Origin of the sequence: Photobacterium sp. S4TG1 (assembly GCF_036040035.1) — a bacterium.
GTDB lineage: Bacteria > Pseudomonadota > Gammaproteobacteria > Enterobacterales > Vibrionaceae > Photobacterium.
In genome coordinates, this window is the sequence record NZ_JAYXUH010000007.1 from 152,435 (window position 1) to 174,547 (window position 22,113).

Genomic DNA, 22,113 nt, shown 5'->3' on the forward strand with positions numbered 1-22,113 from the left:
TTTAGCCAGCAAAGATTAGGGTTATAACCGTTACTTGGTCTGATGTAGGAATCGCGGTACACTGCACCGCGTATATAATGCCTTACGGGATAAACGAAAATGGCTATAGACTCACCAAAGTATACTGACTGGCAACAGATTTTAGATTTACTTCAGCAAGCTTCTGCTGAACAACAAGATCAGTTACTGTTTAAAGTATTATTAACTCACGATGAAAGAGAAGCATTGATTGCACGAGTGAATATAGTACATGAGCTACTCAATGGTGAACGTAGCCAACGTAAAATCAGCGAACTACTGGGTGTTGGCGTAGCCACTATTACTCGAGGTTCAAATGAACTTAAACATCAAGATGATACAACAAAAGCATGGCTAGCTGATTTTCTTGCAAAAAATATCCCTTCTACGTCAGAATAATCATCATTAGTTTCGTTAACATATCGCGCGTTAGTCGTTACAGCCTAATATAATTCAGGATGTAAAAAAGGAATTAACGCGAGAATTAAGGCTTGTTGATAGACAGTGCTACGGTTCAATAAATGGTGGGTTAGCATCGCAATAGCCCCCCCTTTTTGCTTGATATTTTGTTGAGCAAACATTTCATCCATCACATCGCCTAGCTCCATTCCTTGAGCTATTTTTTCCAGTGCCAATGGTGGTAAAGGTAATGAAGCGGAACGTGCGGTAGATTTTTTTCCTTGATGCTCTATCACCATCCACGCAAATGTAAAATTATTATCGAGCCCAGCTTCTAAGCCAACGATGTAATCTGCATCGGGATAACGTTTACGACATGAAATAACACGATTATTTGCCCCTAATAATGTTTCATCACAGGTTAATGGTTGATCGCGAACACCACTATCAGTGCTAACACCCGTGGTAATAAAGATCTGTTGAGGAAAGGCGGCAGTAAAGGCATCAGTAACGGCGGTGATTTTTGCAGGATTGGTTGAGGCAACAATAATCGTAGGCATAATGATAGATTCGGTTAAATATAATATTGAATAACCTAAAAATAACCGCTTTATGCGAGAAACAAAAGCAATAAAAAGCCCATCGTTCGATGAGCTTTCTTAACCCTAATTGAACAGTGATCGTGATTAACGATCGTAAGCCCAGTCTGATTGGATGATGTAACCGTGAATTTGAAACTCACCGTTATTTACAAACAGGTTTGGAAAATCAGGTTGTGAGGTTGAGAATACAACACCATCAGCCAATTGTGTCATGTGGTAAAAATCAGGCTCACTACCGCGTACAGAAGCAAATACAGGTTGCTTAGGACGGTAAGTCGCTTCTTTAGTTGCTAGTGCATAACTGCCCACTGGCGCACAATGTGAAATATTTTCATTATCAATGAATAAACCTAGGCATGCGTCACGCTCTAAATGCTGGGGGATAGCACGCTTACTGATCACCTCAACAGAATCACCTAAATTGTAAGCTGAAAAATCTTTACGGTGGATCACTGGGATATAGGTGCACGTTGCTGAGCTATCGTGTTCAGTACTGATAGTCGTTGTTGCTTGTGTACCTGTATCAATTTGGCCCGTTAAGATGTAGCCGATTGATGTATTTAATGTTTCTGCAATTTTTTCTAATTCGCGAACTTCGATACCATATTTACCTGAAAGCTTACGGCTCATTGTTCCTTGCTGAAGGCTTAATGCCTCACCAAGTTGCTTTTGACTGATGCCTTGAACTTTAGCTAAACGCTTAATTCTCTCTAAATATTCCATGTAACTAGCTTCCTGCTTCAAATAGGGGGGTGTGAATACAATATGAATTCTCAATAGTTATAAAAGATATTACTCAAAAGTGTAGAAAAGGAATCATTATTACTTTAAAAGTGCGATTGATTTGGTTAAAGAAATATACCCCATAGGAAAGATGGGTAAAAAAGGGAACAAAATACGCAGAAAGAAATAAGTTTTGATAGTGAAAAGACTACCATTGATATCGTAATTATGAATGATGACGGTAATCAGAATATCGAGAAGAAAAATGAGGCTGACTTATAAAGGTATGATTTTAAATAAAATAAAAGTAAACTCAATAGTGTTAAAAAATATGATAGCTTTTGTTTTTTTATTTTTGTAAATTGGGATTTATTTTGTAAAATGCGCAAATTAATTGATAATTAAGTCAATAATAAAATGAAGTAGTTTTTATGGGTATTAATTTTATTATTGATGTATTACAGAATAATACGAGTTTGAGGAATGTTAAATTTAGCATTATATACGTAATGAGCATGTAATAGGTGGGTTTGAATATAATATAAGACTATGGACCTTGTTGTTCTAAATAAAGGATAATAAGACGAATTATCGATAAATTATTGATGATAAAAATCATTTTCCGTTATTATTTAACAGATAAGGCTTATATGTTTTTTTATTAGTAAGAATTATGGCGGTGTTTAGAGAGACAAAATGTAAAAGACCTATTCTTTAAGAACAGGCCTTTATTATTTGTTTAGAGATACGAAACTGAATTACTTAGCTGTTGGTGCAGGGGTACGAATTAAGTAATCAAATGCACCTAAACTTGCTTTTGCACCTTCACCCATCGCAATGATGATTTGCTTGAAAGGCACAGTTGTCACGTCACCCGCAGCAAAGAAGCCATTAACGTTAGTATTACCGTGAGCACCAATTTCGATTTCACCACGTGGTGTTAAGGCAACGGCTGACTCTTTTAGCCATTCAGTGTTTGGCACTAAACCAATCTGAACAAAGATACCTGCAAGTTCAATGTGTTTGATTTCATCAGTGTTACGATCTTTGTAGCTAATACCCGTTACGCGAGTACCATCGCCAACTACTTCTGTGGTTTGTGCCATTTTAATAATGTCGATATTCGGCATGCTTTCTGCTTTATTGATCAATACTTGGTCAGCACGTAGGGTGTCAGCAAATTCAAGAACCGTAACATGCTCAACAATACCCGCAAGGTCAATTGCCGCTTCAATACCTGAGTTACCACCACCGATAACCGCAGTACGTTTACCTTTGAATAATGGACCATCACAGTGAGGGCAGTAAGCAACACCTTTGTTACGGTATTCTTGCTCACCAGGGACGTTCATTTCACGCCAGCGAGCACCTGTACTGATGATCACGCTGCGAGATTTTAAAATTGCGCCACTTTCTAGGTAAATGTGGGCATAGCCATCATCAGTATCTGTTGCAGCAACGATATTCTTAACACGTTGTTCGCTCATGATATCAACGTTATATTGTTTTACATGCTCTTCTAAGCTTGCCGCTAAATGAGGGCCCGTTGTTTCTTGAACTGAAATGAAGTTCTCGATAGACATGGTATCCATTACTTGGCCACCAAAACGCTCGGCAACAACACCAGTACGAATGCCTTTACGTGCAGCATAGATAGCAGCTGATGCGCCAGCAGGACCACCACCAACGACTAATACGTCAAATGGGGCTTTATCATTAAGGCTTGCTGCTGCTTTTTTAGCTGCGCCTGTGTCTAGCTTATTTAAAATTTCAGTTAGCGACATGCGGCCTTGACCAAAGACTTCACCGTTTACATAAACAGTCGGTACCGCCATGATATTACGTTCAGTCACTTCAGCTTGGAAAGCTGCACCATCAATCATGCTTGCTTTAATACGTGGGTTAATCGCTGCCATCATGTTGAATGCTTGCACAACGTCAGGACAGTTTTGACAAGAAAGTGAAATGAAGGTTTCAACAATGATGTCTTGATCCAATGCTGCGATTTGATCGATAACGGCTTGTTCTATTTTCATTGGGTGACCACCGCTGTGCAGTAGTGCTAATACCAATGAAGTAAATTCGTGTCCCATTGGCAGACCAGCAAAGCTCATTGAAGTCTGTTTGGTTGGGTTAACCACTTGCATAACAGGTTTACGTACGCTGGCATTATTATCTTCAATAACACTAACTTTATCGTTTAGTTCTGCAATCTCGTAAGCTAATTCATGCAATTTTTTTGCAGTGTCACTATCATCTAAACTTAATACCAGTTGTACATCAGTTTTTAAATTTTCTAAATACGCTTGTAGCTGCTGCTTCATGTTTTGTTCTAACATAATCTTGCCTTTTTAATTTGTTCACGGCTTTACAGCAGATAATCAATGCAGGTCTACTGTAATACGACATATTGCCTATATAAAAAGGCGTAAATATGTTTGAAGGTCTTTGAATTAATAAGGCACCAAACACAAGGGGATGTTTGATGCCTTATTACTTTTAAATAAACGGATTATTTAAAAGCAGGATGAGTAATATTGCACTTCGATTCGGCATCAAAAATGAATATTGTCATCAAAGGTTAAATAAGATTAGATCTTACCAACTAGGTCTAGAGAAGGAGTTAGTGTTGCTTCGCCTTCTTTCCATTTTGCAGGACAAACTTCACCTGGGTGTGCTGCAACATATTGTGCTGCTTTCACTTTACGCATTAGGTCTTCAGCTTCACGGCCAATACCTTCTGCTGTGATTTCCATTGCTTGGATAACACCTTGTGGGTCGATTAGGAAAGTAGCGCGGTCTGCAAGACCTTGACCTTCACGCATAACGTTGAAGTTATTAGTGATGTTACCAGTTTGGTCGCCTACCATGAAGTAGTTGATTTTACCGATTGTGTCAGAGCTGTCGTGCCATGCTTTGTGAGTGAAGTGAGTATCAGTTGATACAGAGAATACTTCAACACCGCGAGATTGTAGATCTGCGTAATGGTCAGCTAGGTCGCCAAGCTCAGTTGGACATACAAAAGTAAAGTCAGCTGGGTAGAAGAAGAATACTGCCCACTTACCTAAAACATCTTTTTCAGTGATGTCTACGAATTTGCCTTCTTTGTATGCTGTAGCGCTAAATGGCTTGATTTCAGTGTTAATCATAATATGGAATCCTTTTGAAAATAATTTTAATTTTTTATGCTGTAGTGCAAATCAAATCTCTGAAGCCATTATTGTCAAAACAGGGATATTAAGGAAATCGTTAAAGCCGATACATTCAATAGCCAAAACCTATTATTGATAAAGGTGTGTTTTAAAGGAGAGGTGATGATTAGTAACAGCGGTAGTTAGGTATGAATAATAAATGAAGTGATCCGATTAATGAAAAGGTCCTATTTGACAATCAAATAAGACCTTTAATAGATGTAACACGCAATCATCAAGACAAACTTAAAAAATCATGGTGAGTCGCTAATTTTATGAGAAGCGCATTTTTAGATAAAAAACTAAAATAATGGTGGGAGTTAGCCATCACTACTAAATCAACCTCTAAATTTGTCGCCAATCGTTCAATAGCCATACCAACAGGTCCATTAACAATATAAACATGATCTCTATTTAGGGTCGTGTCTGTAATTAAGGCCTGTATTTTTGTTTCTAGTTCGGCTTTCTCTGTATTAACAATACCATCCCCAACAGCATTTCCTAAATAGGCATCATCAGAAAATAGCTGTTCATCTAGATTGGTTGCATAGCCGACAAACAGTTCAGCATTAAGTTGTTCAGCTAAAGCAATCGCTTTGAGAAGATAGGGTTTAGAATCTATATCTAACGCATACAATACTTTTTTATACATCTTTGCCTTCTTTAGGTTTATTAACCCATGCATATTCTAGACGAGAGACTAATGCATGGTACAACAGTGCAATAAGTACAATGATGCAGCTACCTGCAAAAATGGGATAAAACGCAAACAGAATGCTGGTATGGGCACCTAACATGATCAATAACGGGTTTCCGCCTGCGGGTGGATGGGTAACATTAAGCATGATCATCATGAAAATCCCCACACCTACAGCTAGCCCAAGAGACCAAAACGTTACCGGTAAAAGATTGGCAAAGATAATACCGATGATCGCTGTTGTTAAGTGACCGAATACGACATTTTTAGGGTGGGCTAAAGGGCTTTGTGGTAAACCAAAGACCAATACCATGGTGGCGCCAAACGGTGCGACTAATAAATAGTCTCCCTTAGCAACGCCATCGACAAAGGCAAGAATACCAATACATAATGCAGATCCTGCTGCGGCAACTAACGCAATCATCCATAGTTTATGAGCTGGGTGGGTGATCTTATAATGGATCCCCTTTTGCATATTATCCATTCGTAATACTTACTTATTAGTTCAATTTATTAATATTATATGCCAATTATGGTTAAATGAGCGGGTTATTAATGCCTCATAAGTATTATCTAAGAATGCGGTGATGATAGTTATTTACTTCTCAGCAAGAGTTTTTATCTTCAATGGCTATTGAGATAGTATTTTTTGAGAAAAACCTCATAATCGTGTAATACAAAACTTAAAGAAGAAATGACTCATGACTAGCTTTCAATATTACTTTCATAAACTGCCTTGTTATAAATGCAACAAAAATACAGTAAACGCAGATCTTGGTTGGTTAACACCAGCAATGAAAGAAGAGGTTGTCGCACAAGTAACAGCGATGATCGCACAAGGCAATGTTGATCCAGAATTGTTGGTGAACGTGACTTGTACTAAAGATGAAGCGCGCGATTACTTATTACTAAACTTCTACGGTTACTCAGAAGAAGCACTAGCAAATCAAGTAAAAGCAGAAGATGAGCAAGAAGTAGCAGAAGAAATCGCAGAGCTACTCGCTGATGGTAGTGAGACTGCTGTGTTTGAACACGAAATCGTATTACAAAGTTGTACTGATTGCGGCATTGATGAGTAGTCACTCAATGTAATCATTAATCACCATGTGCGTCATACGTAACATGATGGTTTATTTAAGGCGCTAGCAATGTAGATTTGCTGGCGCTTTTTTTTATTTTAATAGTTAAACCTTTGACTTTAATTCGCTCAATTCTCTTAATAATACAACTTAAAGGTTGTATTTGATGCTCGGTACAACTTACACGTTGTTTGAGGAGAATTTACAACTTTAACGTTGTATTTGTTGTTCAATTATTCTAGTAATTTTATTACTGGAAAAACAAAAACAAAAACAAAAACAAAAACAAAAACAAAGGACATCCATAACTTTGCATATCAAAGGTGAGCTAAAGTAAGTCAACAGAGGGAATATAAGGACGTAAAATAATCTAACGTGATGATTTTAATGATTTTTAGGTATTAAAAAAGGCCACTTCCAAAGAAGTGGCCCTTTCCAAATGTTGGGCTGGCGTCATCGTGATTGGTGTTGTATCTGTTTGTTTTTAATTATTATTGTTCGATTTGATTGTTGTCGATACTACTATCGGTACTACTAAATTTTTTGTTTGGGCTTTTTTGATGATTTATAGCTATTACGTGATGTGAGTCACATTTCTTCTTTGGGAGGCTAGCTTATAAATTATAGAAGATAAAAGGTCAGGCTTCAAAATAAGCGTTGTCGTATATTATTCAATATTCTTCTGTATCAATCAAAGATTGTATGGCAAATGAGGTCGTACAGTGTTTCAGTATGACCTTTTTTAGGTCTGTGGTAAGTGATTACTTTTGTACCATGAGTCATGCCAGATCTCTCTCTGTAAGAATAAAAGGCAGTTGAGCTACTAAGCTTTGCTGCCTTTTCTATTTAATTCTATTTGCTATTCCTCAAGAGCAGGAGCAAAAGCAAACCAGTTAGTGCCATTCCACCCATCATTACACTCAAAAACAACGCCACCATCGATAGTTAACAGTTTCGAAATTATCTTTGGTCCCATATCTTCCATATCTTCCATATCAAGATCTTTGAGAAGAGCTTCGACTTTAGGTGAGATATAACCCCATAATCCAGCGCCACCAAGGTATATGAATAAACATGTTGGGTCGTCTTCACCTTCAAACTCTTCCTCGCCATTATTGAAGCAATTACCCGAATAAGGTGAATAAAGTTCAACGTATTCTTTTTCTATTTTGATGTAATTTAATGTCATTGTTTTATTAGTTCTGATTTTATATACACATTATACTTAATTAGCATAATAGAATGAAATTAACCATCATTAATGGTCTATTATCTACCCAAGTGGACTCAGGAATATATTGATTGGAGTGCAATGAAATTAAAAATAGTCATGTAAAAGTAACTATCGTTTGTTAAGACAATAGTTACTTATTTTTATTACTTCAACTACCCCTTCAACATATCAAACACGACACGGGCGAAGCCTTTTGCCAGCTCTGGGTTTGATAGGTATTGCATCATCATTTCTTGATGTGATTCATTACTATCCATTACCGCATCATCAATGGCTTGTGGGAAGTCGCCTAGCATGGCTTGATCACGAGTATTGTTATTAATCTGGGTCATTACTGCTTCGTTCTCTGATAACTTGTCACGTACCGTCTTGGCGTAGTTGATCATGTCACTATCAGTTAAGTTCTCAGTGCTAAATAACTCGTTTAAGCGGTTAAGGATCAGCGATAAGAAGTCTTCTTCCTTATTCTTAGGCTTAGCCGTACCCACATCAGTCGTTGGCTCTAGCTTGTAATCTGCTGCGTCTTCTTTGAGCTTGATGTCTTGTTCACGGATCTTTGATAAGCGGTAGTGGCTCATTTCCACGTTGCTTAAATCAATCTCATCTTCTTGCACGTTTTGCTCATGCAGTAGGGGACGTAGATAACGGGCGAACAGGCTCAGTTTCTCAAGCTCTTTATCTTCATAATCGACAATCTGCGACATGAACTCAAAGAAGCGCACAAAGCTACCTAAGTCTTTCTTGAAGATCTCTAGGCGGTCTTTTTCCTGCTTACACTCTTTGAAGGCATTCTCAGCGTTAGCAATCAATACTGCATCTTTGGTCTTCTTGGTGCGCTCGAACATATCTTTCGATTGAATATACGCCTCAATTGCTGATTTATAACGATGCTGCCAACGGTCAACCGCAGGTTTGCAGATATTACTTACCGCTGCGTTAGATTTCTTCTTAGTCAGGAAGGCAACACAGAATTGCTCAACTTCATTCCATAAGAAAATACCGCTAGAACGTAGCTTTTCATACAAATCAAACACAAGGTTAGGATCGGTGACATCCACCAGCTCAGCAGTTTGATAGTAAGGTTGGAACGCTTCGAGAATGTCATCAGGCTCGTTAAAGAAGTCTAATACAAACGTACCGCTTTCAGCCTTGCCGAGATAAGTACGGTTTAAGCGTGAAAGGGTCTGTACGCACTCCACACCACCTAAAGGCTTATCAACATACATTGCACACAGTTTAGGTTGGTCAAAGCCTGTCTGGAATTTATTAGCCACCAGCATCACTTGGTAATCATCACTATCAAACGCTTTACGCATATCACGACCCTTTAAGTTAGGGTTCATGTTGTTTTCAGTGAATTTCTGATTAAGCAGCGCAAGGCTATCAGGATCGTTGTCGTTAAATTCCACTTCACCAGAGAACGCTACCATTGCTGCAATGCGTTGGTAGTTGTTATCGGTAATGTATTTATCAAACGCCAGCTTATAGCGTACCGCTTCTTTACGAGAGCTAGTTACCACCATCGCTTTAGCTTGACCACCTAATAAGCCCATCACATGGTTTTTGTAGTGTTCAACAATCACTTTTACTTTCTGTGAAATGTTGTAATCGTGCAGACGTACCCATTGATTAAGCTTGGTCTTGGCTTTCTTACTATCGACTTCTTTATCAGCGGCTTCCATTTTCTGTACTAGCTTATACGCCACTTTATAACTGGTGTAGTTCTTGAGTACATCTAGAATAAAGCCTTCTTCGATTGCCTGACGCATTGAATACACATGATAGGCGTATGGCTTGTTAGTGCTAGACGCTGGCTCATCAGGGTTCGGTAAGCGACCAAACAATTCTAAGGTTTTGGCTTTAGGGGTAGCAGTAAATGCGTAGTAGTTGAGGTTATTACTGTTCTTACGTGCCGCCATGGTTGCATCAAGAATATCTTCTGACGATAGCATCACATCATCATCGGCTTCTTCGGTCATCAATACTTCTTTAAGCTTGCGAGCCGTAGAGCCGCTTTGTGATGAGTGGGCTTCATCGGCAATCACTGCATATTTACGTTGTTTTAAGCTAACGCTGTTCTCAATCGCTTTTAGTACGTGTGGAAAGGTTTGAATCGTCACTATGATGATAGGTTGAGAGTTCTCAAGCGCCGCCGCCAGCTTTTCAGACTTAGAGCCGTCACCTTCTTTGTTGTTGATGCGTCCAACTACACCATCCGCATGTTCAAACTGATAGATGGTATCTTGAAGTTGATCATCAAGTACGGTGCGGTCTGTTACCACAATCACCGAATGGAATTGCTTTTCACCTTGCTCATCGTAAAGGGTAGAGAGCTGGTGGGCTGTCCATGCAATCGAGTTTGATTTACCAGAACCTGCACTGTGCTGGATCAGGTATTTATTACCTGTACCTTCAGCAATGGCTGCACCGATAAGCTTACTCACCACATCCCATTGATGGTAACGCGGGAAGATCAGGTTTTCTTTCTTACTTTTAAGCCCTTGCCAATCTTCTTTTTCTTCAATTTGTAGATGAACGTAGTTACTCAAAATCTTGAGTAGGTTCTCTGGCAATAATACTTCATTCCACAGGTAATCAGTGGCGTAACGGTTTTGATCTTCGGGTACATCGTTACCCTTACCGCCTTCTTTGGTGCCTTTGTTAAACGGCAGGAAGAATGTGTCATCACCAGCCAGCTTGGTTGCCATGAAGACTTCGTATTGGCTTACGGCAAAGTGTACCAATGCGCCACGTTTGAAGCTTAGTAATGGCTCAGGCTTTTTGGTTTCTGGATCTTTCGGTAAGCGTGTTTGCTTATATTGCTTAATCGCGTTGTGTACCGCTTGTTTGAACTCAGATTTCAGCTCAAGGGTTGATACAGGTAAGCCATTAACAAACAATACTAAGTCAATGCGCCATGCTTTGGCTTTCTTACCTGTTAAGGCTAAGTGCTCAGCGGTGGCGTAAGGGCTATAAACCAACTCTGGCACGACACGGCAGATGTTTTGCTCATAGCGTGCCAGTGTTTCAGGGTTGAGGTTGTGCTCTGGCTTAAACTGGCACAGCGAGAAACGGGCATTACGAATCTTCAAGCCATGACGAAGCATGCCTAATGTACCGTAAGTGCGAGAAACGGCATCTGTGGCGTTACTGTCAGCTTTTTTCAGTTGTGCCACCAGCGCATCAAGAAAGTGACGCTCTGTGTCATTGGGGTACACCTTGGCAAACTTTTCCCACTCTTTTGGCTGAGTAGTTTGTACGAAGTGAAGCGCATCTTCGCAATATAAAGCACGTTTACGATCATAACGGTCAGATTTACCTTGTTTCCAACCGTTAGCGACCATTTGAGCGATCATTTCATCTTGAAAGATGCGTTCTTGAGTGGTGTCGTTAGTCATTTAATTTCCAAACCTGACAGAGTTTTTCTAATAATATTTGTTGTCGAGTCTCGATAATATCGGGAGTCCAAGTCTCATAGCTCAATACTTGATTGGTGAGAATGAAAGGGGTTGATGAACCATGCTGTAGAAAGTAAGCATTTTTCTTTTTCTCAAAATCGTAATTGCTGGCTGCTGAGTTTTTGTTGCGAGACAATAAAACAAGGTTGCCTAAACGATGAACCCAATGCTGGTGGACATCATGTGCAGGGCACCATGAATGCCATTTTGATTGGTCTGCAATCTTTTGCGGCATAACGTGTTCAACACTGATTTTTGGTAGATCATAACTAGCTGTACCGTCAGACAGTTCAGCATCTAAGCGCAGTAATACCATTGAGCGAATACGAGATGATAGATATAAATCACCGTCTAATTGTTTTCGAGCGTTAGATTTATCTTTATTTGCAAGCTGTAATGCGGAGTCGTCAAACTCTGAGCCTAAATCAATGGCATCAAGGATTGCTTTATAACGAATTAAGCGATGGTTTACTGCAATACGGTTAATCATTTGAACTGAGGCAACACACTCTAGCTGCTTTAGGAATTCAGCTAATCGTTTTCCATCTTGGCGGTATTTGGCAATGTAATAAATAGCAACGGGCATCCAATCATTGTTATCAATATTATTGAGCCACTTTAAGGATTGATTGATCTGTTGGCTGTGTTCTGGGTGTGAAAAGCTACGAGATAGAATATCACTGAATGCATCACTGTAAGGTGTGAGTTGTTCATCAATAAATTGTTCAGGCTGCTCGTTGGGTTTGATATGGATTTTAAAGTCAGCCACTAAATTAGATCGTGATTTTGTGCGCATTTCAATCATACGAATATGAGCAAACAAAGCATTAAAGGCATTGCGCCCTAAGTCTTCTTCTATGTCTTCCCATTTTTTTGTGTAGATCTCTTGTTTGTCATTAGTTGGCGTGATTTCACTGGTAATCAGCGACTTTAAAATATCAGTTGCGCTGAGATCTAACCCTCGGTCATTCATAACCGAAAATATACGGTACGCTGAATCCACATCTAGAGTTTTTACAACAACAAGAAAACACTTCACTAGTAATAATTGGCATAGGCGTTTTAGCGTTTCTGGCGATTCATCTTCAAGACGTTTTTTGATAGCAAGTGCATTTCTGTGCATGTTCTTTTGGCTATCGTTAAGTTCCTCTTGAATCGCTTGTAGATTATCTAATTGATTCGCTTGCTGGATATATTGATTGAAGAATGCTTGATCTCGGGATCGTGTTCTTAAACGAGGCTTATCTTCAGTCATTAAAATAGGGTCGCCTTTTTGGAAAATGGTATTTTCAAGGGCACCTTTAAATTCAGGTGAAACTAAAGAGCGTAAGACCGAAAATATAATAGTGAGTGTTGTTATACGTTGTTGACCATCAACAATTTGTGACAGCACGCCATTGGGTTTGATCAATACAATACTGCCAAGAAAATAAGGGTTAGCATGTTGTATTTCTTGTGGTTGTTCTTCTAAAAACTGTAGTAAATCGTCCACCAGCGTAACAGCTTGCTCCACTTCCCATGAGTAAGGGCGTTGGTATCGTGGTATTTCAAAAGAATAGCTGTCGCAAAAGATCTCTTTGAGTGAGTATTCGTTTGCTTCTAGAGTTTTTGTGGTCATGTGATTTCCTTTATCTGTTGTTCAGTTGATTAGGCTTCAATCTTTAAGAACAACCAATCCTATAATTATGATTCTAAACGGTATTAGATTGCCTTTTACATAACTGTGAAGGGCAATCAGTATTAGACATTTTTTTGTTAGACGCTGACTTTCTGCACTGTCTTATTGGTGTCACTGCTGGTGGTGGGTACGACCCAGTGGCGTACATCAATCTTGCCAGTTACGGCTGCTGAGATAAGGGCTGTGCGGCGTTCTTGAGATAAAATAATAACGTTTTCTGCTTTATTTATTAATTTGTTATATACAGATGATTGATGGTTTACTTCTGAAATAATTTGGTCTTGCTCATTTATTGGTGGTAGAGCTAAAGAAAGATCTCCTAGAATTCCCATGTTTAGTCCATCCATTGTTGAGCCTTGAGAGGCTTCACTTAATCTATTCTGGTATCTAATACTCATAATTAAGTGTTGAACAAACATTGGCTTAATTTTTGACGTATTAAATTTATATCGAACTAAACGGGGGTTTATTATCCCGTGATGTGCTGTTGGGGGAACAACTGCAACTTTACCTACTGTTCCCATAACCGAAATAAGAACATCGTCAGGATAAACAGTATATCTAGTCATTTCTTTATATTTATTTTCAGAAATATAGTAATCACCTATATCGAAATCATTGCTAATAACTTGTTGCTGACCATAGACTTTTATACCACTTAAAACGTACATCGCTTTAGTTAATGATGCCCCATAGGGACCAGCCGCTTTTTCTTTAACTAAATATTTTAATGGAGCAACACTCCAATGCTCTGGCACTTCACCCAACCACTCGACACCTGAATCTTTCATTGGTGCATCTGGGTTTAGTCCTTTTGTGACCGCATGGCTAATCACCGCTTGGCGTTTTTCTTTAAGCAGTTCGATAAGTTGCTGCTGCTTTTCGATAAGCGTGTCGATTTTTGCCGTTTCGTGATCGAGGAAGGCTGCGATTTGGGTTTGTTCTTCATATGATGGAAAAGGAAGTGGAAAACCTCTTATATCAGATGGTGAAATGTGTGGGATTGCAGGATCTGTTTTTACTAATGTAACCCATATACGAAAAAGCTCACTACCAATTAAATAAGATAAAAATTTGTAATATAGCTGGTCGTCAGTTCGTAAGCGTGCAACACGTTGAACTAAAAGTAACGGTAAATCACTTTCTTTTATTAGCGTGAAATTTTTACCAACTTTAGAACCATCCATACCAATCAATAGATCTTTATCTTTTAAAAGATATTGTTCTAATTCTTTAGTTATTTCAGACCAGAAACGTGTTTTATCACCCCATCTAAGGCTACCTTCTGTTACATTATCTCCCCGAACAAGTTTTATTCCTTTTTCAAAAGAAAATAAGTCACTTTTAAAGGCAAAACCTGTAATAAAGTCAGTGTGATGACCAACTCTTTTGATCTGCCATGAAGATGGAATTTTACCTAGCCAATAAAAGTCAGTTTCTTGGTAGTTGCTATATGTTGAAAATCTCATGAACGCACCTCTTGCAGTAGGCTCATAATTTGATCACTGACCAGTGCCAAATCTTCATCAATCGCTTCTAGCGCACGAGGTGGCTGATACACGTAGAAATGGCGGTTAAACGGAATTTCATAACCCACAATACCAATCTCACCATCTTTCTCATCACGCTTATCGGTGTTGATCCACACATCGCTAACGTGTGGTAATACTTCACGCTTAACGTAGCTTTCAATTGACTCTGTGGTGGTGATGCTTGGATTTAGTGGTACGTTCTCGTTATCACGTAAGTCGCCATCTTGCTGGAACTCAACCACCTTACCGTTGTAGTTAAATGAACCGTATAACGGCTGTGCGGCTTCTTTGATGACTTTCTTGATAACAGGTTCAGCTTCTGGGTTTTTGAACGTTATCGCATCAAAGAATTGCTTCTTCTCTTTGGCGTCAAACTTAATACCCGTTGCTTTGAATGCGCCTTTCATGGTGATGTCGAATTGGTTGAAATCGTTGCTCACTAACTCTCGACCACCAGCATTGCTAGATACTGCTGTTTGTAGTTGTTGAGCTTTGTTCATTAGCGAGCGTTGGAATAACCACAACTTACTGTCTAGCAGGTCTTTGATTTGTTTTTCTTTCAGTTCGCTAAATTCGGCTTTGATGAGCGCACGTACTTCAGTTTCAACTTCCGCAAGGTAGCCGTAGTTATCCTCATTCCACGCTGTGCCAAACTCGTTATATAAACGCACCATCGGCGCATTGAGTGGTTTTGGTGCAAAGCGTAGGCTTTCAATTGCTGCATCGGTAATTTGTGCGGATAGGCGTAGTGGACGTTCAATGGTTAAACGACGGTAGCCAAAGTCGGTGCTGTTGAAAATCTTACTGGCGAACGTCTTTGGTGCTGCTGTTTTGCTGGTGGACGATTGACGACCACGATTTGATTTTTGCTCGGCAGGCTTATTAAGCCCTAAGTTTTCAAGAGCCGTCGCATCCACCACGTCAAAGTGACCAAAAGTACGGGTGATAAGTTTGATGTCGTCTTCGCTCATGAGGTTACGCTTAGAGCCTAATGATTTACGCATCTTGCCACATAGGTTAGAGCCATCAATCAGTTGAATTTTGCCCTTACGCTCAGATGTTTTCTTGTTGGACAGTACCCACACATAGGTCGCAATGCCCGTGTTGTAGAACATATCAGTTGGTAGGGCGATGATGCCTTCTAATAAATCCGCTTCAAGGATGTAACGACGAATTTCGCTTTCACCGCTACCAGCACCGCCTGTAAACAGTGGTGAGCCATTTAAGATGATACCGATACGACCACCATCATTGACGCTGCCATCAACGTTATGAGTGTCACGCATCTTGCTGATAAGGTGCATCAAGAACAGTAGTGAGCCATCAGACACACGCGGCAAACCTGCACCAAATCGACCATCAAAACCTTTTAGGGTATGTTCGTCTTTGATTTCAGCTTCGATTTTCTTCCAATCGACACCAAACGGTGGGTTAGACAGCATGTAATCGAATTGATCGACTGGCAGTTGGTCGTTAGATAGGGTGTTACCTAGCTTGATACGGCTAACGTCTTGCCCTTTGATCAGCATATCGGCTTTACAGATAGCGTAAGACTCTGGGTTTAACTCCTGACCAAAGGCACGCATAACCGCTTTAGGGTTCAACTCGTGAACGTATTCCATGCCTGATGATAAGAAACCGCCTGTACCTGCTGTTGGATCGTAGATAGTACGAATGATGCCATCTTGAGTCAGGGCTTCATCGTCTTCCATGAACACCAGTGATGTGGTTAAGCGAACGATATCACGAGGGGTAAAGTGCTCACCTGCTGTTTCATTTGAGCTTTCCGCAAAGCGGCGGATTAATTCTTCAAAGATTAACCCCATTTGATGGTTTGATACTGCCTTTGGGCTAAGGTCAGTGGTAGCGAATTTCTTTACTACTTTGAATAGTAGGTTAGCGTCATCCAATAAACCGACAAATTCATCAAACTTGAAGTGTTCAAAGATTTCACGAGCATCGGCAGAGAAACACTGAATGTAGTTCTCTAGGTTATCTTTAATGTCACTTTGACCTATTTTCCCTAGATCCATCGGTGAGGTATTGAAGAACGACAAGCCCTTTTTTTCTTTAGGTGTATTGGTTTCAAACGTAAAAGCGGCACGTAGGATCATTTTCTCCTGTGCTTCTTCTGGTAGGTTCATGGCTTTAACTTTTTCAGTTTGAGCAACTACCGCATCTTTGCTTTCTTCCAGTACACACTCAAGGCGGCGCAATAGCGTGAACGGCAGAATGACACGACCGTATTGAGATTGCTTGAAATCACCGCGAAGTAGGTCAGCGACAGACCAAATGAAGGCAGCGGTTTGGGTAAAATTAGAATTAGGCATGAGAGAATCTTCATCAAAGTGACAAGAATAAAATTGTGCGCATTGTAGCAGAAGGTTACATGGTGAACATCCACCAGCATCTCGTATTGGATGGTTAGCTGGTGGACGAAAGCAATGAGATAGGTATTAAATGCAGAGAGGCAGGGAATCTGTAACTCCATTACTTCATTGATCTTGATTTCTTTTTCTAGTGGGATGGGAAAATGGGAAGGGGTCTAATGGTGGATGACTTTTCATCCATTGGTAGATGAACTCTCTTTGGGGCGTATTTAATTGAGGTTGAGCACCAAAAGGCACCCATTGTGGCTGATAAACAGTAAAACGTAGATGCTCGGCTCTAGTTTCTGAATAGTAAGCATCTAAAACGTGTTGGATCATCATAAATTCCTCTATCGATTTAAGCTCTAAGATAAGGTATTTGAGCATTTCTAAAGGAATAACATCAGGTTCTACAGTGTCATAAATGGCTTGCCAATCAAGTGGCTCTATTTTTACGATTTGAATTAATTTATTAAAGGCACTAAATGCTCTCTGATAGTATTTATCAGGGATACGTTCTCCAAAGTACATGCCTGGAAACAAACTCATTGAATGAGCTTTAGCTGACATCTTACCAAGCTCTGTTTTCGATCCTGTTGAGTTTCCTCCATGAAGTTTACATCGTCCGTTTTTTAGATTGCCTCGTCGTTTACAAGGTGTTCCATTGCGTGTTTTTGCACCACAAAATGGTAATGATTCAAGATTAAAGCGTTTGTTCATAATATTGATTTTTGTTAATTGCGCAGTTATTTTTTCGGTTCATGGGGTTTGATCCGTATTTATTTATTATGGCTCGTGTGGAAGCTTTTCATTTTTATTGATGATTTTTGCTTAGTTCGTTTCTTGGCATAATAACTTAATCTCAAAATAACAATTTGAAGACTTTGTCTATCTGATCTGTTTATTGTATATGAGCCATTGATAATATGTTTAATTGTTCCTGATTTTTGATTTTCTTCCCATGTTTCTTTTGCCATATTAAATGGAATCCATGAGCTTTGGCATTTCTTACCATCAATAAAAATAGCAATATGATAATGTTGGTTTATAGAATTAGCTTGTTCTCTTACCCAAATATATCCTATATGCGACTTATATTTACGTTCTAGTTTTTTTATATAACTTTTCATGAATAGTGAGATGACTTTATTATCATCACTGTAGTTATTAACGTGAAGATTAAATAAAATTGTTTTTACTCTTTGATACTTATTAGTCATGAAGTTTAATTCACGACAGATTGCATCTTGTATCTTTTCTATAATTCCACTATATCGATAAAAGATAAGCCAGATATCATTATTATATTGATAATAAGCGATGCTTTCTACTGTTGGATGCATGATTAAAAAGGGCATATAAGCTACCTATATTATTATATACCCCCTATGTCTAACGAGGTCTTTTGTTGCTAATTGTATTATTTTTAAAGGTTTTTTATGATTTATCGTTAGATTGTCATCTGCTAAATGTGATTCTATTAAGAAAAAACACGCAAATTCACACAGTGTATTGTTAACGTATTGATATTTTTTGATTTTCTTGTTTGTTATTTCTAGTATTTATTGTTTTAGGTTGTTTTTCCATTCATCTAACCAACTTGAAAACCATCCAATTACACGGTTGTTTCTTGTTATTGGAGACGGTAGAAAATCATTTTTAATCCAATTGTCTACGGTTCTTATACTAATCCCTAATTGTTCTGCGAGCTGTTTTTTTGATATTAATTTTTCAGGTGAATTATTCCAAGATAAGTGTCTAGAAATATCAAATGTTTTGATTTTTTTCATTTTCAAACTACTTCTTATGATAATGACTTTCTTTGTTCCATTAAATTTGATACTAGCTCTTTTATTTCATTGTTTGATCTCCCTGAAATTTTAGCTGCAATGATTGATTCAATTTCATGTAATGGATAAGCGGAAGATTTAGCACCTAATGGAATAGGTTTAACCATTAACCCATTTGTTATAGCAAGATAATGAGAGCTTGAACTTATAGCTGTAATATTTAATACCTCTTTTAATCGAATAAGTCGAAAACGAGATTCAAAATGAGTGTCCATATATGTCCTATAGGATGTGTCTGTAAGTGATTTAATAATTAAACACCTAGTTTCTTTTTATGTCAATTTCAACATTTAACACTTATGTAACAATAGGGGGGAAATTCAGTAGTCACAATCGCCTGATATTGAATATAAACCAGGGATTTCATATAACGTTTTTGGCGTTAATTCCTGATTTTGGTTGTTTTATATACGTTATTTTTTTTAGATATATTATTTTATTTTTCATGAGTGTTGTTTTATTGAACTATTTTGTTGGGTTGATGAAGCTAAGGTGTATTTTTAGCTTCATCTTTACAGAGTGAAAGTTGGATATTTAGTACTAAATTATCTTTGTTGAGCCAATACTAAATGATCCTGTTGCAGCATTTTCGATATGATCACTCCACCAGCGCATCAACTCAATTCTACGCTCAAAATAGCTGGCTCTGTTATAAGCTGCTCTAACTTTATTTGGATCGCCATGAGCCAATGCTGCTTCAATTACATCTTTATCGAAATCATTATCTTCTTCGTTTAATGTTGTACTTGCGAGTGCTCTCATCCCGTGAGCCACTAAACGATTTTCAAATCCCATTCGTTTTAATGCAGCATTTGCTGTTTGCTCATTGGCATGACGTAATGGATCTCTATCAGATGGGAAGACAAATTCACGCTTACTACTGATTGTTAGCATTTGTTCTAGAATTGCTACTACTTGTGGTGTTAATGGTACTTCATGAGCTATACGTTTTTTCATGCGTTCAGCAGGTATTATCCACTTCTTATTATCTAGGCTAATTTCATCCCAGCGAGCACCAGCAGCCTCAGATGGTCTAACCATCGTATGTAATTGGAACTCAATCAAACATCTTGTGACTTTCTTTATACTCGCTTGGTGAATTGCCATCATTAATTCAGGCAGTTCGTCAGTTTTAATAGTTGTCATGTGTTTTTTTACTGGCTTGTTAAAAGCTGCCTTAATCCCTGCAAGAGGGTTGGCATCGATTAAACCTGTATTGATAGCAAAGATCATTATTTCATTAAGACGCTGAGATAAGCGTTTTACGGTTTCTAAGCTGCCTTTAGCTTCTATAGGACGTAATGTCTCAATAGCATGAGTCGCTTTTACTTGATAAATCGGCATATCGCCAATAGCAGGGAAAATATGCAGTTCTAATGAGCGCCAAATATCTTCAGCATAATCAGGTGTTACGCTTGCTTTTTTTACAACAAACCAAGCTTCAGCTGCTGCTCGTAATGTATTGGTTATCTTTGTGCGCTGCTGTTGATGTTCTTCTTCTCGTTTATCTTTTGGATCTATATTTTCAGCGAGTAAGGTTTTTGCTGCTAATTTTTGTTTGCGGGCATCAGCTAAAGATAGGCTAGGGTATGTACCAAAAGTTAAGCTGGTACGTTTTTTAGTAAACGGGCGGTAATAATCAAATAACCAGCTTTTAGTACCATTAGGTTTTATACGTAAAGCTAATCCCTCACCATCTGCGAGGTTATAGATTTTGTCTTTTGGTTTAGCTTGTTTGATTTGAGTATCAGTGAGAGGCTTTGTTATGCGTGCCATAGTAGTACCAGTTTTAGTAGTATTCATCGGTACTACTAAGCGTACTACTAAAGATATAGGATGTCATGGGAGGGTGTTGGATGTGCTTAGATACAAAAAAGCCCCCTAAACCAATGGCTTAGGAGGCTTTTAGGACATCCTAGGATGTCTTCGTATACGAATTTGGTGGAGCTGGCGGGAGTCGCCAATCTCTACAAAATTATTTTAAAATCAACGGTTTAACTGGGTGGTAAATCCATATTTAGTGCCTAAATCTAGCACTGTTTTCAAGAGTCTACAATCCCAAACTACCAAATGATAGGCGTCATACGACGCCTCTATGAAGTATTTCGATACCACCCCATTCAATAAAACTCTCGACGCCAGTTCAACTCCCTGTGTGGCAGGTTATGCAGGTTGATGGTTTTGAGTTTCACGAAAATCTTGCACTTAGATATGAAAGAGTAACGAGGAAAAGAAAAAGTGTTTACCATTTTGTTTATTGTGGTAATAAGTTATTGATTTTAATGGTGTTATAGAAATATCGAATGTGATATGAATCACATTTATGGTAAGTTTCCACTTTGAAAAGTAGATGTATTTTTCCTTATCGAAATAGAGGGTTAAGAATTGAAAATGTGATATTTGCGCATTGTTTGTACAATATTATGAATTTTTGACGCTTGCGCATAAATCTTTGATACGTATTATTTCATCCCAAGAGACATTGGATGATTGAACATGATTAATAAAAACATAGATGAGTACCTTGATATTTTTGTAGCTTATAAAGATTTCCAAGGTGTAAATAAAAAGACTGTGAATTCTTTAGGGGCTGCAATAAGAAATGCAGTTAGGTTGAGTAAAAAAAATTTCTTTCTTTGGAATAGTAATGACTGCAGAGAAGTTTATTATGCGATCTATTCATTACCTAAAAATTTGACGAAAAATAAAATGTTCTATGGTTTAAATGGTAAAGAGTTATTAGAAAAAGCGGACTTACTTGGAGTGGATAGAATTAGTGAATCAACTGCTGAAAGATATGTTAGAAGCATTAGGAATTTTTCTGGGTGGTTGCACTCACAAGGTTTAATTAAGCATGATTACTTTAAAGAATTAAAACCTAAAAAAAATGGTGTAAAGGATAATGCGCAACGAATTCCTTTTAGTGAGAAGCAGATTAAGGAAGTTTTAAGAAGTGACATATTTGAAGATAATCATAACTACTTAAAATGGATCGTGTTAATCGCGATTGAGATGGGAATGAGACAGAATGAAATTTCTCAACTTTACCGAAGCAACATAGTAAGAAATGACGGTGTTTGGTGTATTGACGTGTCTTGTGATCGGAGTGACCAGAGGCTAAAAAACAAAAATGCACCTAGAACTATTCCTATTCCGAAAACGTTGATTAAGCTAGGGTTCATTGAGTATGTTGAATCTTGCAATGAGCGCTTATTTCCTGAGTTGAAATACTATGAATTGGATGGTTATTCAAGAAATGTTTCTAAATGGTTTTCAGGCTAGG

General features: G+C 38.4%; 19 protein-coding genes. 3 read left to right on the forward strand and 16 right to left on the reverse strand.

Annotated elements, in window-relative coordinates; translation table 11 throughout:
* Nucleotides 1–99 precede the first annotated feature (99 nt).
* The gene (gene trpR / locus VXS03_RS10875; RefSeq protein ID WP_327763729.1) at nt 100–417 is read left to right on the forward strand and encodes a trp operon repressor; all 318 of its coding nucleotides are present in this window, start codon (nt 100–102) and stop codon (nt 415–417) included.
* A gap of 44 nt (nt 418–461) precedes the next feature.
* On the opposite strand, the gene yjjX is transcribed toward trpR, so the two are convergent.
* From yjjX to VXS03_RS10905, 6 genes are all read right to left on the reverse strand, one after another.
* Nucleotides 462–977 (reverse strand): inosine/xanthosine triphosphatase, encoded by a 516-nt coding sequence (yjjX, locus tag VXS03_RS10880; protein WP_327763730.1) that lies wholly within the window; start codon nt 975–977, stop codon nt 462–464.
* Nucleotides 978–1,103: 126 nt separating this feature from the next.
* Nucleotides 1,104–1,742, reverse strand: a complete 639-nt coding sequence (locus VXS03_RS10885) for a helix-turn-helix domain-containing protein (RefSeq protein ID WP_327763731.1) — start codon at nt 1,740–1,742, stop codon at nt 1,104–1,106.
* 758 nt (nt 1,743–2,500) lie between these two features.
* A complete protein-coding gene (gene ahpF / locus VXS03_RS10890; protein WP_327763732.1) occupies nt 2,501–4,081 on the reverse strand; it encodes an alkyl hydroperoxide reductase subunit F in 1,581 nt (526 codons plus the stop codon).
* A 252-nt stretch (nt 4,082–4,333) separates the two neighbouring features.
* Complete coding sequence (gene ahpC, locus VXS03_RS10895; protein WP_080158421.1) at nt 4,334–4,891, reverse strand: alkyl hydroperoxide reductase subunit C; 558 nt, start codon at nt 4,889–4,891, stop codon at nt 4,334–4,336.
* 277 nt (nt 4,892–5,168) lie between these two features.
* Entirely contained in the window at nt 5,169–5,585 is a 417-nt protein-coding gene (locus VXS03_RS10900; protein ID WP_327763734.1) for a universal stress protein, read from the reverse strand.
* Nucleotides 5,578–6,114: an HPP family protein gene (locus VXS03_RS10905; RefSeq protein ID WP_080158419.1), complete on the reverse strand. Its 537-nt coding sequence runs from the start codon at nt 6,112–6,114 to the stop codon at nt 5,578–5,580. The genes VXS03_RS10900 and VXS03_RS10905 overlap by 8 nt, the downstream gene beginning before the upstream one ends.
* A 217-nt stretch (nt 6,115–6,331) precedes the next feature.
* On the opposite strand from VXS03_RS10905, the gene VXS03_RS10910 reads away from it, so the two are divergent.
* A complete protein-coding gene (locus VXS03_RS10910) occupies nt 6,332–6,709 on the forward strand; it encodes a hypothetical protein (RefSeq protein ID WP_080158418.1) in 378 nt (125 codons plus the stop codon).
* A gap of 859 nt (nt 6,710–7,568) precedes the next feature.
* Here VXS03_RS10910 and VXS03_RS10915 read toward each other — a convergent pair.
* The 10 genes from VXS03_RS10915 to VXS03_RS10960 form a co-directional block, all read right to left on the reverse strand.
* Nucleotides 7,569–7,898, reverse strand: a complete 330-nt coding sequence (locus tag VXS03_RS10915; protein ID WP_327763737.1) for a hypothetical protein — start codon at nt 7,896–7,898, stop codon at nt 7,569–7,571.
* 197 nt (nt 7,899–8,095) lie between these two features.
* Nucleotides 8,096–11,341: a type I restriction endonuclease subunit R gene (locus VXS03_RS10920; protein WP_327763738.1), complete on the reverse strand. Its 3,246-nt coding sequence runs from the start codon at nt 11,339–11,341 to the stop codon at nt 8,096–8,098.
* Nucleotides 11,334–13,019: a DUF262 domain-containing protein gene (locus VXS03_RS10925; protein ID WP_327763739.1), complete on the reverse strand. Its 1,686-nt coding sequence runs from the start codon at nt 13,017–13,019 to the stop codon at nt 11,334–11,336. Before VXS03_RS10925 ends, VXS03_RS10920 begins: the two co-directional genes overlap by 8 nt.
* Before the next feature lie 137 nt (nt 13,020–13,156).
* Nucleotides 13,157–14,548, reverse strand: coding sequence for a restriction endonuclease subunit S (locus VXS03_RS10930; RefSeq protein WP_327763741.1), 1,392 nt, complete (start codon nt 14,546–14,548; stop codon nt 13,157–13,159).
* A complete protein-coding gene (locus VXS03_RS10935; protein ID WP_327763742.1) occupies nt 14,545–16,941 on the reverse strand; it encodes a type I restriction-modification system subunit M in 2,397 nt (798 codons plus the stop codon). Before VXS03_RS10935 ends, VXS03_RS10930 begins: the two co-directional genes overlap by 4 nt.
* A gap of 165 nt (nt 16,942–17,106) precedes the next feature.
* Nucleotides 17,107–17,700, reverse strand: a complete 594-nt coding sequence (locus VXS03_RS10940) for an HGGxSTG domain-containing protein (RefSeq protein ID WP_327763743.1) — start codon at nt 17,698–17,700, stop codon at nt 17,107–17,109.
* 59 nt (nt 17,701–17,759) lie between these two features.
* Nucleotides 17,760–18,338, reverse strand: coding sequence for a YagK/YfjJ domain-containing protein (locus VXS03_RS10945; RefSeq protein WP_327763744.1), 579 nt, complete (start codon nt 18,336–18,338; stop codon nt 17,760–17,762).
* A 204-nt stretch (nt 18,339–18,542) separates the two neighbouring features.
* The gene (locus tag VXS03_RS10950; RefSeq protein WP_327763745.1) at nt 18,543–18,770 is read right to left on the reverse strand and encodes a helix-turn-helix transcriptional regulator; all 228 of its coding nucleotides are present in this window, start codon (nt 18,768–18,770) and stop codon (nt 18,543–18,545) included.
* 14 nt (nt 18,771–18,784) lie between these two features.
* A complete protein-coding gene (locus VXS03_RS10955) occupies nt 18,785–19,045 on the reverse strand; it encodes a helix-turn-helix transcriptional regulator (RefSeq protein ID WP_327763746.1) in 261 nt (86 codons plus the stop codon).
* 325 nt (nt 19,046–19,370) lie between these two features.
* Nucleotides 19,371–20,606, reverse strand: a complete 1,236-nt coding sequence (locus VXS03_RS10960; protein WP_327763755.1) for an integrase domain-containing protein — start codon at nt 20,604–20,606, stop codon at nt 19,371–19,373.
* Between the two features lie 720 nt (nt 20,607–21,326).
* Here VXS03_RS10960 and VXS03_RS10965 point away from each other — a divergent pair.
* Nucleotides 21,327–22,112, forward strand: coding sequence for a hypothetical protein (locus VXS03_RS10965; RefSeq protein WP_327763747.1), 786 nt, complete (start codon nt 21,327–21,329; stop codon nt 22,110–22,112).
* The last annotated feature ends 1 nt before the right edge of the window (nt 22,113 follow it).

Excerpts from the sequence above, each read along its gene's own strand:
- VXS03_RS10925 (WP_327763739.1), bottom strand. The coding sequence starts at position 13,019 with ATGACCACAAAAACTCTAGAAGCAAACGAATACTCACTCAAAGAGATC.
- VXS03_RS10935 (WP_327763742.1), bottom strand. The coding sequence starts at position 16,941 with ATGCCTAATTCTAATTTTACCCAAACCGCTGCCTTCATTTGGTCTGTC.
- trpR (WP_327763729.1), top strand. The coding sequence starts at position 100 with ATGGCTATAGACTCACCAAAGTATACTGACTGGCAACAGATTTTAGAT.
- VXS03_RS10940 (WP_327763743.1), bottom strand. The coding sequence starts at position 17,700 with ATGAACAAACGCTTTAATCTTGAATCATTACCATTTTGTGGTGCAAAA.
- VXS03_RS10905 (WP_080158419.1), bottom strand. The coding sequence starts at position 6,114 with ATGGATAATATGCAAAAGGGGATCCATTATAAGATCACCCACCCAGCT.
- VXS03_RS10965 (WP_327763747.1), top strand. The coding sequence starts at position 21,327 with ATGATTAATAAAAACATAGATGAGTACCTTGATATTTTTGTAGCTTAT.
- VXS03_RS10920 (WP_327763738.1), bottom strand. The coding sequence starts at position 11,341 with ATGACTAACGACACCACTCAAGAACGCATCTTTCAAGATGAAATGATC.
- VXS03_RS10950 (WP_327763745.1), bottom strand. The coding sequence starts at position 18,770 with ATGAAAAAAATCAAAACATTTGATATTTCTAGACACTTATCTTGGAAT.
- ahpC (WP_080158421.1), bottom strand. The coding sequence starts at position 4,891 with ATGATTAACACTGAAATCAAGCCATTTAGCGCTACAGCATACAAAGAA.
- VXS03_RS10960 (WP_327763755.1), bottom strand. The coding sequence starts at position 20,606 with ATGGCACGCATAACAAAGCCTCTCACTGATACTCAAATCAAACAAGCT.
- yjjX (WP_327763730.1), bottom strand. The coding sequence starts at position 977 with ATGCCTACGATTATTGTTGCCTCAACCAATCCTGCAAAAATCACCGCC.
- VXS03_RS10955 (WP_327763746.1), bottom strand. The coding sequence starts at position 19,045 with ATGGACACTCATTTTGAATCTCGTTTTCGACTTATTCGATTAAAAGAG.
- VXS03_RS10910 (WP_080158418.1), top strand. The coding sequence starts at position 6,332 with ATGACTAGCTTTCAATATTACTTTCATAAACTGCCTTGTTATAAATGC.
- VXS03_RS10885 (WP_327763731.1), bottom strand. The coding sequence starts at position 1,742 with ATGGAATATTTAGAGAGAATTAAGCGTTTAGCTAAAGTTCAAGGCATC.
- VXS03_RS10915 (WP_327763737.1), bottom strand. The coding sequence starts at position 7,898 with ATGACATTAAATTACATCAAAATAGAAAAAGAATACGTTGAACTTTAT.
- VXS03_RS10930 (WP_327763741.1), bottom strand. The coding sequence starts at position 14,548 with ATGAGATTTTCAACATATAGCAACTACCAAGAAACTGACTTTTATTGG.
- VXS03_RS10900 (WP_327763734.1), bottom strand. The coding sequence starts at position 5,585 with ATGTATAAAAAAGTATTGTATGCGTTAGATATAGATTCTAAACCCTAT.
- VXS03_RS10945 (WP_327763744.1), bottom strand. The coding sequence starts at position 18,338 with ATGCCCTTTTTAATCATGCATCCAACAGTAGAAAGCATCGCTTATTAT.
- ahpF (WP_327763732.1), bottom strand. The coding sequence starts at position 4,081 with ATGTTAGAACAAAACATGAAGCAGCAGCTACAAGCGTATTTAGAAAAT.